At 66.1% G+C, this 14055-nt stretch carries 8 protein-coding genes; 6 read left to right on the top strand and 2 right to left on the bottom strand.

Annotated features, from left to right (window positions below; all coding sequences use genetic code 11):
- Positions 1–81 precede the first annotated feature (81 nt).
- Entirely contained in the window at positions 82–588 is a 507-nt protein-coding gene (locus tag HNQ67_RS07615) for an FKBP-type peptidyl-prolyl cis-trans isomerase (RefSeq protein ID WP_183254064.1), read from the bottom strand.
- 366 nt (positions 589–954) lie between these two features.
- Here HNQ67_RS07615 and rpoB point away from each other — a divergent pair, with 366 nt between their 5' ends.
- Complete coding sequence (gene rpoB, locus HNQ67_RS07610; protein ID WP_183254062.1) at positions 955–5070, top strand: DNA-directed RNA polymerase subunit beta; 4116 nt, start codon at positions 955–957, stop codon at positions 5068–5070.
- A 98-nt stretch (positions 5071–5168) separates the two neighbouring features.
- Positions 5169–9365, top strand: coding sequence for a DNA-directed RNA polymerase subunit beta' (gene rpoC, locus HNQ67_RS07605; RefSeq protein ID WP_183254060.1), 4197 nt, complete (start codon positions 5169–5171; stop codon positions 9363–9365).
- A 110-nt stretch (positions 9366–9475) separates the two neighbouring features.
- Here rpoC and HNQ67_RS07600 read toward each other — a convergent pair whose 3' ends face one another.
- The gene (locus tag HNQ67_RS07600) at positions 9476–10258 is read right to left on the bottom strand and encodes a hypothetical protein (RefSeq protein WP_183254058.1); all 783 of its coding nucleotides are present in this window, start codon (positions 10256–10258) and stop codon (positions 9476–9478) included.
- Between the two features lie 330 nt (positions 10259–10588).
- Between HNQ67_RS07600 and rpsL the strand changes: the two genes are divergently transcribed.
- From rpsL to HNQ67_RS07580, 4 genes are all read left to right on the top strand, one after another.
- On the top strand, positions 10589–10960 hold the full coding sequence (gene rpsL, locus HNQ67_RS07595) for a 30S ribosomal protein S12 (RefSeq protein WP_056453566.1): 372 nt from the start codon (positions 10589–10591) through the stop codon (positions 10958–10960).
- Between the two features lie 69 nt (positions 10961–11029).
- The gene (gene rpsG / locus HNQ67_RS07590; protein ID WP_183254056.1) at positions 11030–11503 is read left to right on the top strand and encodes a 30S ribosomal protein S7; all 474 of its coding nucleotides are present in this window, start codon (positions 11030–11032) and stop codon (positions 11501–11503) included.
- Between the two features lie 138 nt (positions 11504–11641).
- Complete coding sequence (gene fusA / locus HNQ67_RS07585; protein WP_183254054.1) at positions 11642–13723, top strand: elongation factor G; 2082 nt, start codon at positions 11642–11644, stop codon at positions 13721–13723.
- A gap of 84 nt (positions 13724–13807) precedes the next feature.
- Positions 13808–14055, top strand: a 248-nt coding sequence (locus tag HNQ67_RS07580) for a GTP-binding protein (RefSeq protein ID WP_246347506.1), incomplete at its 3' end; no start/stop codon positions are given.

Below are 14055 nucleotides of genomic sequence, written 5' to 3'. Positions count from 1 at the left end.
GATCAATGAGGTTCGACGGCAGGCTAGAGCGCCGCGCCGGCTCGCCGGGATTAAATCCCTGTCATCTTCAGGGTTCCGCGATCAGGCCGCCGGCTTCACGTCAAGCAGTTCGACCGTGAACAACAGGGTCGAGTTGGGGGGCAGTTCGTCACCGCCGACCCAGCGCTCGCCGTAACCGAGCGAGGCCGGAATGACGAACTCGAATTTCTCCCCCTCCCGCATCAGGCCGACGCCTTCGGTCCACCCCTTGATGACCCGGTTCAGCGGGAATTCCGCCGGCTCGTTGCGGGCGTAGCTGCTGTCGAACTCGCGCCCGTCGACGAATGTCCCGCGGTAGTGGACGCTGACCGTGTCGGTCGAGGCCGGCTGGCGCCCGGCCGGGTTGGCGGGGCCGACGCGGCGGTACTGCAGACCGGAGGCGGTGGTCGTCCATCCGCCCCGGGCGGCGTTCCATTCCAGATAGGCGGCGTTGCCCGCCTTCCAGTTCTCCTGGGTCGAGGCCCCCGAGAAATCGTACGGATTCGGCCCGGCCGAGGCGCAGGCGGACAGGGTCAGGGCGGCGGCGGCCGCGACGGCGATGCGAGTCATGCGGCGACGCTATTTTCCATGCTGATGCAAAGCAATGGGCGGCGAGGCGGGGCGCGGGACCCCCCCGCTGACCGTCGGCCCCGGAAAAAGAGCGCCATCGGTCTTTATTTCGCCGCCAAAGCGAGTATATCAGCCCGTTCCGCTAACTCCGTGAGAGATACGCGCGAAAGCGCCGAGGCCCGGTTTGTCGCCCTCCGACCGGTGCGAAGGCGCGCTCCTCCCCAAGGGAGCCCTACATTTCAGGCGTCCTGGGACCGCAAGGCCCGAGGGTGGACGCCGAAACCGATGGTCACGGGTCGCCGGAATGGCGGAGCCGTGGCTGCTGCATTGAGCGGGCTGCCCGGCCCGCCGCATTGGGAAGACAGAATGGCCAAGTCCAAAGCGGAACTCACCGTCAACGGTCAGTTCCTCACCGCCACCTCGTTCACCGGCAAGAAGCGCATCCGCCACTCCTTCGGGCGTATCCCGGAAGCGGTGCAGATGCCGAACCTGATCGAGGTTCAGCGCGCCTCCTACGAGCAGTTCCTGCAGCGTGAGGTCCGTTCGGGCCCGCGCAAGGACCAGGGCATCGAGGCGGTGTTCAAATCGGTCTTCCCGATCAAGGACTTCAACGAACGGGCCATCCTGGAATACGTCTCCTACGAGTTCGAGGACCCGAAGTACGACGTCGAGGAATGCATCCAGCGCGACATGACCTATGCCGCGCCGCTGAAGGTCAAGCTGCGCCTGATCGTCTTCGAATCCGACGAGGAGACGGGCGCGCGCTCGGTCAAGGACATCAAGGAGCAGGACGTCTACATGGGCGACATCCCGCTCATGACCGACAAGGGCACCTTCATCGTCAACGGGACCGAGCGGGTCATCGTCTCGCAGATGCACCGGTCGCCGGGCGTCTTCTTCGATCACGACAAGGGCAAGACGCACAGCTCGGGCAAGCTGCTGTTCGCCGCCCGGGTGATCCCGTACCGCGGCTCCTGGCTCGACTTCGAGTTCGACGCCAAGGACATCGTCTACGTCCGCATCGACCGCCGCCGGAAGCTGCCGGCCACGACCTTCCTGATGGGTCTGGGCATGGACGGCGAGGAAATCCTCAAGACCTTCTACGAGACCGTGCCCTACGAGAAGCGCGGCGAAGGTTGGGTCACGCCCTACAAGGCCGAGCGTTGGCGCGGGGTGAAGCCGGAGTTCGATCTGGTCGACGCCGACACCGGTGAAGTCATCGCCTCGGCCGGAACCAAGATCAGCGCCCGCCAGGCCAAGAAGCTGGGCGACACGACCTCGTCGCTGTCGCTGGCCGCCGACGCCCTGCTGGGCAAGTATCTGGCCGCCGACGCCGTCAACTACGAGACCGGCGAGATCTACGCCGAGGCCGGCGACGAACTGGACCAGCCGACCATCGAACTGCTCGAGAGCCACGGCTTCACCACCATTGACGTGCTGGACATCGACCATGTCACGGTCGGCGCCTACATGCGCAACACCCTGCGCATCGACAAGAACACCGGCCGCGAGGACGCGCTGTTCGACGTCTATCGCGTGATGCGCCCGGGCGAGCCGCCGACCCCGGAGGCCGCCGAAGCCATGTTCAACTCGCTGTTCTTCGATAGCGAGCGCTACGACCTGTCGGCCGTCGGCCGGGTCAAGATGAACATGCGTCTGGAGAGCCCCGAGGTCTCGGACGAGATCCGCGTCCTGCGTAAGGAAGACGTGCTCAAGGTCCTGCAGATCCTCGTCGGCCTGAAGGATGGCCAGGGCGAGATCGACGACATCGACAACCTCGGCAACCGCCGGGTCCGCTCGGTCGGCGAGCTGCTGGAGAACCAGTACCGCGTCGGTCTGCTGCGGATGGAGCGTGCCATCAAGGAGCGCATGTCCTCGGTCGATATCGACACGGTGATGCCGCACGACCTGATCAACGCCAAGCCGGCCGCCGCCGCAGTGCGTGAATTCTTCGGTTCGTCGCAGCTGTCGCAGTTCATGGACCAGACCAACCCGCTGTCGGAAATCACCCACAAGCGCCGTCTGTCGGCGCTTGGCCCGGGCGGTCTGACCCGCGAGCGGGCCGGCTTCGAAGTCCGCGACGTGCACCCGACCCACTACGGTCGCATCTGCCCCATCGAGACGCCGGAAGGCCCGAACATCGGCCTGATCAACTCGCTGGCCACCCACGCCCGGGTGAACAAGTACGGCTTCATCGAGAGCCCGTACCGGCGCGTGAAGGACGGCAAGGCCACGGACGAGGTGGTCTACATCTCGGCGATGGAAGAGGCGAAATACACCATCGCCCAGGCCAACATCGAGCTGAAGAACGGCGAGATCGTCGAGGACCTGGTCCCCGGCCGGATCAACGGCGACTCCCAGCTGCTCACCAAGGCCGACGTCGACATGATGGACGTGTCGCCGAAACAGGTCGTTTCGGTCGCCGCCGCCCTGATCCCGTTCCTTGAGAACGACGACGCCAACCGTGCGCTCATGGGCGCCAACATGCAGCGTCAGGCCGTGCCGCTGGTCCAGTCGGACGCGCCGCTGGTCGGCACCGGCATGGAAGCGGTCGTGGCCGTGGACTCCGGCGCCGTCGTCGTCGCCCGTCGTGACGGCGTCGTCGAGCAGATCGACGGCACCCGCATCGTCGTGCGCGCCACCAACGAGCTCGACGCCGGCCGTTCGGGCGTCGACATCTACCGCCTGTCGAAATTCCAGCGTTCCAACCAGTCGACCTGCATCAACCAGCGCCCGATCGTGCGCGTGGGTGATGAGGTGAAGGCCGGCGACGTCATCGCCGACGGCCCGTCCACCGACCTCGGCGAACTGGCCCTGGGCCGCAACGCCCTCGTCGCCTTCATGCCGTGGAACGGCTACAACTTCGAAGACTCGATCCTGATCTCCGAGCGCATCGTGCGCGACGACGTCTTCACCTCGATCCACATCGAGGAGTTCGAGGTCATGGCCCGGGACACCAAGCTGGGACCGGAAGAGATCACCCGCGACATCCCGAACGTCGGCGAGGAGGCCCTGCGCAATCTCGACGAGGCCGGCATCGTGGCGATCGGCGCCGAGGTCCAGCCGGGCGACATCCTCTGCGGCAAGGTCACGCCGAAGGGCGAAAGCCCGATGACGCCGGAAGAGAAGCTGCTGCGCGCCATCTTCGGCGAGAAGGCTTCGGACGTCCGCGACACCAGCCTGCGTCTGCCCCCCGGCGTCGCCGGCACCATCGTCGACGTGCGCGTGTTCAACCGCCATGGCGTCGACAAGGACGAGCGCGCGGTCGCCATCGAGCGGGCCGAGATCGAACGCCTCGGCAAGGACCGCGACGACGAGCTCAAGATTCTCGAGCGCAACGTCTACGGCCGCCTGCATCCGCTGCTGGTCGGCAAGAACGCCACCTCGGGTCCGAAGGGCCTGGGCCGCGGCGTGGTCACCGAAGCGAAGCTCGGCGAGCTCTCGCGCGGCCTGTGGTGGCAGATCGCCCTCGACGACGAGAAGGCGATGGGCGAGCTCGAGGCCATGAAGAAGCAGTTCGAGGACGCCCGCAAGGCGCTCGACCGCCGCTTCGAGGACAAGGTCGAGAAGCTGCAGCGCGGCGACGAACTGCCCCCGGGCGTGATGAAGATGGTCAAGGTTTTCGTGGCCGTGAAGCGCAAGCTTCAGCCCGGCGACAAGATGGCCGGCCGTCACGGCAACAAGGGCGTCATTTCCAAGATCCTGCCGATCGAGGACATGCCCCACTTGGAAGACGGCACCGCCGTGGACATCGTTCTGAACCCGCTGGGCGTGCCCTCGCGCATGAACATCGGCCAGATCTTTGAAACCCACCTCGGCTGGGCCGCGGCCGGTCTCGGCAAGCAGATCCAGGGCCTTCTGGAAGCCTGGCAACAGGGCGGACAGAAGAAGGCGCTGGTCGACCACCTGACCTCGATCTACGGCAAGGACACCCCCCTACCGGAGTCGGAAGAGGACCTGGTCGAGCTGGCCCGGAACCTGTCGAAGGGCGTGCCCTTCGCCACGCCGGTTTTCGATGGCGCGCACATCAACGACATCGAGGACCTGCTGGAGAAGGCGGGCCTGGACCGCACCGGCCAGTCGATCGTCTACGACGGTCAGACCGGCGAGCAGTTCAAGCGGCCGGTCACCGTCGGCTACATCTACATGCTGAAGCTGCACCACCTGGTGGACGACAAGATCCACGCCCGCTCGATCGGCCCGTACTCGCTGGTCACCCAGCAGCCGCTGGGCGGCAAGGCGCAGTTCGGCGGACAGCGCTTCGGCGAGATGGAGGTGTGGGCGCTCGAGGCTTACGGGGCGGCCTACACCCTGCAGGAGATGCTGACGGTGAAGTCCGACGACGTGGCCGGCCGGACCAAGGTCTACGAGGCCATCGTCCGCGGCGACGACAGCTTCGAGGCGGGCATTCCCGAGAGCTTCAACGTGCTCGTCAAGGAAATGCGCTCGCTGGGCCTGAACGTGGAGCTGGAGAACAGCTGACCGACCGGATGATCCCTCCTCGCGCAAGCGGGGAGGGACGGTCTCCCGCTTTTCTCCCTCAATGAATTTTCGCGGCCTCGCCGCAGAAGGAACTCAAGATGAACCAGGAAGTCCTGAACATCTTCAACCCGGTCCCGGTCACCCCGACCTTCGACCAGATCAAAATCGCCCTGGCCTCGCCCGAGAAGATCCGTTCGTGGTCGTTCGGCGAGATCAAGAAGCCGGAAACGATCAACTACCGCACGTTCAAGCCCGAACGTGACGGCCTGTTCTGCGCGCGCATCTTCGGTCCGACCAAGGACTACGAGTGCCTGTGCGGCAAGTACAAGCGGATGAAGTACAAGGGCATCATCTGCGAGAAGTGCGGGGTCGAGGTCACCCTGGCCCGCGTGCGTCGCGAACGCATGGGCCACATCGAGCTGGCCGCGCCCGTCGCCCACATCTGGTTCCTGAAGTCGCTGCCGTCGCGCATCTCGCTGATGCTGGACATGGCCCTGAAGGATGTTGAGCGCGTCCTCTATTTCGAGAACTACATCGTCACCGAGCCGGGCCTGACCCCGCTGAAGCAGAATCAGCTGCTGACCGAAGACGAGTTCTACCGCTACCAGGACGAGTTCGGCGATGACGGCTTCACCGCCGAGATCGGCGCCGAGGCCGTGCGCAACCTGCTGATCGGCATCGACCTGCACGCCGAGGCCGAGAAGCACCGCGCCGAACTGGCCGACAGCCCCTCGGAAATGAAGGCCAAGAAGGCCTCCAAGCGCCTCAAGCTGATCGAGGCCTTCCTCGAGAGCGGCAACAAGCCCGAGTGGATGATCCTCACGGTCGTGCCGGTGATCCCGCCGGAACTGCGCCCCCTTGTGCCGCTGGACGGCGGCCGATTCGCCACCTCGGACCTGAACGACCTGTATCGCCGGGTCATCAACCGCAACAACCGCCTGAAGCGGCTGATCGAGCTGCGCGCACCGGACATCATCATCCGCAACGAAAAGCGGATGCTGCAGGAATCGGTCGACGCCCTGTTCGACAACGGCCGTCGCGGCCGCGTCATCACCGGCGCCAACAAGCGTCCCCTGAAGTCGCTCGCCGACATGCTCAAGGGCAAGCAGGGCCGCTTCCGTCAGAACCTGCTCGGCAAGCGCGTCGACTATTCGGGCCGCTCGGTTATCACCGTCGGTCCCGAGCTGAAGCTGCATGAGTGCGGCCTGCCCAAGAAGATGGCGCTGGAGCTGTTCAAGCCGTTCATCTACGCGCGCCTTGACGCCAAGGGCCTGTCCGGCACCGTCAAACAGTCCAAGCGCATGGTCGAGCGCGAGCAGCCGCAGGTGTGGGATATCCTCGACGAGGTCATCCGCGAGCACCCGGTGCTGCTGAACCGCGCCCCGACGCTGCACCGTCTGGGCATCCAGGCGTTCGAGCCCAAGCTGATCGAGGGCAAGGCCATCCGCCTGCATCCGCTGGTCTGCACCGCCTTCAACGCCGACTTCGACGGCGACCAGATGGCCGTTCACGTCCCGCTGAGCCTTGAGGCCCAGCTGGAAGCGCGCGTCCTGATGATGTCGACGAACAACATCCTGTCGCCGGCCAACGGCAAGCCGATCATCGTGCCGTCGCAGGATATCGTGCTGGGCCTCTACTACCTCTCGCTGGTCAAGGAAGGCGAGGTCGGCGAAGGCAAGCTGTTCGCCAACATGGGCGAGATCGACGCGGCGCTCGACGCCGGCGTCGTGACCCTGCACACCAAGATCAAGGCCCGCTGGACCGAGATGAACGCGGCCGGCGAGACGATCACCAAGGTGATCGACACGACCCCGGGCCGGATGAAGCTGGGCGCCTTGCTGCCGCTGAACGCCAACATCGGCTACCGGCTGCTCGAGAAGAACCTGACCAAGAAGGAGATCGGCAATCTGATCGATCAGGTCTATCGCCACTGCGGTCAGAAGGCGACGGTCATCTTCGCCGACCAGATGATGCAACTCGGCTTCCGCGAGGCGGCCAAGGCGGGCATCTCGTTCGGCAAGGACGACATCGTCATCCCGGCCGCCAAGGCCACGCTGGTCGCGGACACCCGCACCCAGGTCGAGGAGTACGAGCAACAGTACGCCGACGGCCTGATCACCAAGGGTGAGAAGTACAACAAGGTCGTCGACGCCTGGGCCAAGGCCACGGACAAGATCGCCGATGCGATGATGGGCGAGATCGCCCAGCCGCGCGTGCTGGCCAAGGGTCAAAACCCCGACATCAACTCGGTGTTCATGATGGCCAACTCCGGCGCCCGTGGTTCGCAGGCGCAGATGAAGCAGCTGGGCGGCATGCGGGGCCTGATGGCCAAGCCGTCGGGTGAGATCATCGAGACGCCGATCATCTCGAACTTCAAGGAAGGCCTGACCGTCCTTGAGTACTTCAACTCCACTCACGGCGCCCGCAAGGGTCTGGCCGACACCGCGCTGAAGACCGCCAACTCCGGCTATCTGACGCGTCGTCTGGTCGACGTGGCGCAAGACTCTATCGTCACCGAGGAAGACTGCGGCGCCACGCGCGGCATCACCCTGCGCGCCGTCGTCGAGGGCGGCGACGTGCTCGTCTCGCTGGGCCAGCGGGTCCTGGGCCGTTATGCGGCCGAAGACATCAAGGAGCCCGGCACTGACAACGTCCTGTTCCCCGCGGACACCTACCTGCAGGAAGAGGAAGTCGAGGTCATCGACGACGCCGGCGTCCAGTCGGTCAAGGTCCGCTCGGCCCTGACCTGCGAGGCCGAAGCCGGCATCTGCGCCATGTGCTACGGCCGTGACCTGGCCCGCGGCACCAACGTCAACATCGGCGAAGCGGTCGGCGTCATCGCCGCCCAGTCGATCGGCGAGCCCGGCACCCAGCTGACCATGCGGACCTTCCACATCGGCGGCACCGCCCAGGTCGCGGAGACCTCGTTCTACGAGGCCACCAACGCCGGCGTGGCGCGGATCAACGGTCCGACCGTCAAGGCGGCGCACGGCGATCTGGTGGCCATGAGCCGCAACGTCACCATCACCGTGGTGGTCGACGGCAAGGACCGCGAGACCCACAAACTGCCCTACGGTGCCCGCCTGCGGGTCACCGAGGGCGCCGAGGTCAAGCGCAGCCAGCGTCTGGCCGAGTGGGACCCCTACACCTCGCCGATCCTCACCGAGGTCGGCGGCACGATCCGCTTCGAGGATCTGGTCGAGGGCCTGTCCGTCAAGGAAGAGACCGACGAGGCCACGGGCATCGCCCAGCGCGTCGTCTCCGACTGGCGCGCCAGCCCCCGCGGCGCGGACCTGCGTCCGGCCATGGGCGTCACCAAGGGCGACGAATACGCCAAGCTGGCCTCGGGCTCCGACGCCCGTTACCTGCTGCCGGTGGGCGCGGTCTTGTCCGTGAACAATGGCGATGTGGTCAAGCCTGGCGAAATCATCGCCCGCGTGCCGACCGAGGGCGCCAAGACCCGCGACATCACCGGCGGTCTGCCGCGGGTGGCCGAGCTGTTCGAGGCCCGTCGTCCGAAGGACTGCGCGGTCATCGCCGAGATGGACGGCCGCGTCGAATTCGGTCGCGACTACAAGAACAAGCGCCGTATCAAGATCACGCCCGAGCCCAACGCCGATGGTGTGCAGGGCGATGCGGTCGAGTTCCTGATCCCCAAGGGCAAGCACATCTCCGTCCACGACGGCGATCTGATCCAGAAGGGCGACTACATCATCGACGGCAACCCGGATCCGCACGACCTGCTGCGCATCCAGGGCGTCGAGGCGCTGGCCGAGTATCTGGTGAACGAAGTGCAGGAGGTCTACCGACTGCAGGGCGTGCCGATCAACGACAAGCACATCGAGGTGATCGTTCGCCAGATGCTGCAGAAGGTCGAGATCCTCGACTCCGGCGAGACCACCCTGATCCGTGGCGACACGGTCGAGGTGGCCGAGGCGGTGCTCGAGAACCAGAAGGTCGAGAAGCGCGGCGGCCGTCCGGCCACCACCCAGCCGGTCCTGCTGGGCATCACCAAGGCGTCGCTGCAGACCCGCAGCTTCATCTCGGCGGCGTCCTTCCAGGAAACCACCCGCGTCCTCACCGACGCCTCGGTCAATGGTAAGAAGGATACGCTGGAAGGCCTGAAGGAGAACGTCATCGTCGGCCGGCTGATCCCGGCGGGCACCGGCGCCTACCTGCGCTCGCTGCAGAAGGTGGCCAACGAGCGTGACGCCGAGCTGACCTCGCAGCGGGAAGAGGCCATCGAGCCGCTTCCGGCCGACCTGGCCCTGGAGCTGGAGAACAGCGAAGGCTGATCTTCGGGTTCAGACTGAACTGAAGGGGCGGCTCCAGCGACGGGGCCGCCCTTTTCGTTTTGAGGGCGCTATCGCTCGCGCCGCGGGCGCTCGTTGCGTGAGCGCGAATCTCAGTCCTCCTCCAGCTCCCGCTCCCGGTCGCGCCGGGTTCGGACGTTGGTGGTGGAATCCGGCCGCAATGCCGGGTCGAGATGGGCCCCGGCCACGCCCATGCCGAAGTTGGAGCCCGGTCCCTCCTGCACTCCGACGTTGCCGGTCCCGCCGGCAAGCGGACGGCGCCGCGCCTCATAGTTGGCCAGCGCCCGCGCGCCCTCGCGGGCGAAGCGCCCGTCCCGCTCCGGATTGCCGGTCCCGTTGATCGGCGCGGCGGCGGCGGCGCGCGCCCCGAAGCGGTCGTCGCAGATGGCGCGCTCGGCGGCGGTCAGCAAGTTCGGGCTGGCGCAGCCGACCGGACTCGTGCGCAGCCCGCGTCCGACGCGGTCGCCGGCCGTCTCCGGGCGCACCCGCCACGGCGCCGTGCCGACATCCGCGGGCGGGGCAGGGGCGCCGGGCGCGGCCAGGCGGGACGTCGGCCGGTCGTCTTCGTCGTCGGGGCTCCGGAAGGGATTGCTTTGAACGGCCGCCGCGCCCGGGTTCGGCGCGGCTTGCGACGCTGTGTCAGGCCGTTCCTGCGGCGGCCGCACGCGGGCGACCTCGCCCTCGAGCAGGGGGCGGGGTTCGATCTCGACGTAGATGGCGCGTTCAACCGGTTGCGGCGTCACGCCGTCCAGCCCGAGGCTCCGCAGCCCGATCAGGCCGAGCACCAGGGCGTGCAGACCCACCGACAGGACGACGATCGCCGGCTTGCGCCAACGACCGGCCCGCGATGGCCATACAAGCCTAAGGTTCTGCATCCGCCCTCCACTGCTCAACCGCCAGTGGACGGGGCGAGCATGGCGGTATTGCGGCCCGACGCGCGCCCTTGACCGAACGCCCCTCCCGGCGTAGAAGCCGCCCACTTTCGAGGCGGGTGCGTCAGCGTTCGTCGGGATCGTGACAATCGAACGACCGGGCTGTCGCCCGCCGGAACGCCCGAAGCGCGCGTTCCGGCTTTTCTGTTTGTCGCCTTCGCTGCTCGAAATCAAACCCGGGGCGGCGCGTCGCGTCGTCCGAAAAGAAGGCTCACCGGGGCGCTCCGACCGAAAGGCACACGCCCCCATCGATTAGAAGAGAACGAAGACCCGATGCCGACTATCAACCAGCTGATCCGCAAGCCGCGCGCCCCCAAGCCGGTCCGCAACAAGGTCCCGGCCCTGAAGGGCTGCCCGCAGCGCCGCGGCGTCTGCACCCGCGTCTACACGACGACGCCGAAGAAGCCGAACTCGGCTCTGCGTAAGGTCGCCAAGGTGCGTCTGACCACCGGCATCGAAGCCGTTTGCTACATCCCCGGCGAGGGCCACAATCTGCAGGAGCACTCGGTGGTCCTGATCCGCGGCGGCCGCGTCAAGGACTTGCCCGGCGTGCGCTACCACATCCTGCGCGGCGTGCTCGACACCCAGGGCGTCAAGGACCGCAAGCAGCGCCGTTCGCACTACGGCGCCAAGCGTCCGAAGTAAGCCGGCCCGCTCCACCCGATTTTCCCGGCTCGTCCGGGGCCCCAGACACCGCTTTAGAAGGCCCGTCCCATGTCCCGTCGTCACCGCGCACAGAAGCGCGAAGTTCTGCCGGATCCGAAGTTCAAGGATCTGACCGTCACCAAGTTCATGAACTACGTCATGTACGAGGGCAAAAAGGCCGTCGCCGAAAACATCGTCTACGGCGCCTTCGACATCCTGGCCGACAAGAAGAAGGACCAGGAGCCGGTCGCGACCTTCCACAGTGCGCTGGAAAACGTCGCCCCGGCCGTCGAGGTCCGCTCGCGGCGCGTCGGCGGCGCCACCTACCAGGTGCCGGTCGAGGTTCGTCCGGACCGCCGCAAGGCCCTTGCCATCCGCTGGCTGGTCAACGCTGCGCGCAAGCGTGGTGAGAACACCATGACGGAAAAGCTGGCGGCCGAACTGCTGGACGCTTCCAACAACCGCGGCACCGCGGTGAAGAAGCGCGAGGACACCCACAAGATGGCCGAAGCGAACCGCGCCTTCAGCCACTACCGCTGGTAAGCCTTCAAGGAACCCTCTCGGGTTCCTGTTTACGTGACTATCCGGCGCGGGCGGTTTGAGCTAAATCGCCCGCGCCCGCTTATCCGACCATCCCCGAGGCGCCGTAGCGGCGCCGCATTGACCGCAAGGCACGCTCCCATGCCCCGCACGCATAAAATCGAAGACTATCGCAACTTCGGCATCATGGCCCACATCGACGCGGGCAAGACGACGACGACCGAGCGGATCCTCTATTACACCGGCAAGTCTCACAAGATCGGCGAAGTCCACGACGGCGCCGCCACCATGGACTGGATGGACCAGGAGCAGGAGCGCGGCATCACCATCACGTCGGCCGCGACGACCGCCTTCTGGAAAGAGAAGCGCCTCAACATCATCGACACCCCCGGGCACGTCGACTTCACCATCGAGGTCGAGCGTTCGCTGCGCGTGCTCGACGGCGCCGTGACGGTGCTGGACGGCAACGCCGGCGTCGAGCCGCAGACCGAGACCGTCTGGCGCCAGGCCGACAAGTACAAGGTTCCGCGCATCGTCTTCGTCAACAAGATGGACAAGATCGGCGCCGACTTCGACAAGTCGGTCGAGTCGATCCGCGACCGTCTCGGCGCCAAGGCCGTGCCGATCCAGTTCCCCATCGGCGCCGAAAGCTCGCTGTCGGGCCTGGTCGACCTCGTTCGCATGAAGGCGGTGGTCTGGGACAACGACGCCCTCGGCGCGAACTTCCGCGACGAAGAGATCCCGGCTGACCTGACGGACAAGGCCGTGGCCGCCCGTCAGTACCTGATCGACAACGCCGTCGAACTCGACGACGAGGCGATGGAAGCCTACCTCGACGGTCAGGAGCCGTCGGAAGAAACCATCAAGAAGTGCATCCGCAAGGCCGTGCTGACCGGCGCCTTCTATCCGATCCTGTGCGGCTCGGCCTTCAAGAACAAGGGCGTGCAGACCCTGCTCGACGCCGTCGTCGACTACCTGCCGTCGCCGATCGACATCCCCCCGACCCCGGGCATCGACTTCAAGACGGAAGAGCCGGTCGTGCGCCGCGCCTCGGACGAAGAGCCCCTGTCGGTTCTGGCGTTCAAGATCATGGACGACCCCTTCGTCGGATCGCTGACCTTCTGCCGCCTCTACTCCGGCAAGATGGAAACCGGCATGTCGCTGCTGAACTCCAGCCGCGACAAGAAGGAGCGCGTCGGCCGCATGCTGCAGATGCACTCGAACAACCGCGAGGACATCAAGGAAGCCTACGCCGGCGACATCGTCGCCCTGGCCGGCCTCAAGGAAACCCGCACCGGCGACACCCTGTGCGACCCCCTGAAGTCGCCGGTCATCCTCGAGAAGATGGAATTCCCGGCCCCGGTCATCGAGATCGCGGTGGAGCCCAAGTCCAAGGCCGACCAGGAGAAGCTGGGCGTGGCCCTGGCCAAACTGGCCTCCGAGGATCCCTCGTTCACCGTCTCGACCGATTTCGAGAGCGGCCAGACCATCCTCAAGGGGATGGGCGAGTTGCACCTCGACATCAAGATCGACATCCTGAAGCGGACCTACAAGGTCGACGCCAACATCGGCGCGCCGCAGGTGGCCTATCGTGAATCGCTCGGCCGCAAGGTCGACATCGATTACACCCACAAGAAGCAGACCGGCGGTACGGGCCAGTTCGCCCGCGTCATGATCACCTTCGAGCCGGGCGAGCCGGGTTCGGGCTTCGTGTTCGAAAACACCATCGTCGGCGGCGCCGTGCCCAAGGAATACATCCCGGGCGTGGAGAAGGGCCTCGAGTCGGTGAAGGACGGCGGCCTGCTGGCCGGCTTCCCGCTGATCGACTTCAAGGCGACCCTGACGGACGGCAAATACCACGACGTCGACTCCAGCGTGCTGGCGTTCGAGATCGCGGCCCGCGCCGCCTTCCGCGAACTGAAGGAAAAGGGCGCGCCCAAGCTGCTCGAGCCGATCATGGCCGTCGAGGTCGTGACCCCGGAAGAGTATCTGGGTTCGGTGATCGGCGACCTGAACGGCCGTCGCGGCATGATCCAGGGTCAGGACATGCGCGGCAACGCCACCGTCGTGAACGCCTTCGTGCCGCTGGCCAACATGTTCGGCTATGTGAACACCCTGCGCGGCATGTCGCAGGGCCGCGCCGCCTTCACCATGCAGTACGACCACTATGAGCCGGTGCCGCAACACGTCGCCGACGAAGTGATCAAGAAATATTCCGCCTAACCACATACCCGGCGGGCCGCGGTCCGCCGGGACCCCTGAAAACCCTGGACGAAAAGCCCCCTGTCAGGGGACGGAGAGAAGAGAATGGCCAAGGAAAAGTTCGAACGTAACAAGCCGCACTGCAACATCGGCACGATCGGTCACGTGGACCACGGCAAGACGACGCTGACGGCGGCGATCACGATGACGCTGGCGAAGGCTGGCGGCGCGAAGGCGATGGCCTATGCGGACATCGATGCGGCGCCGGAAGAGAAGGCGCGCGGGATCACGATCAACACGGCGCACGTCGAGTATGAGACGGCCAACCGTCACTACGCCCACGTCGACTGCCC

Origin of the sequence: Brevundimonas basaltis (genome assembly GCF_014202075.1) — a bacterium.
Classification (GTDB): Bacteria; Pseudomonadota; Alphaproteobacteria; order Caulobacterales; family Caulobacteraceae; genus Brevundimonas; species Brevundimonas basaltis.
Note: the sequence above shows the minus strand (reverse complement) of the source record. Positions and strands in the feature narration are given on the sequence as shown.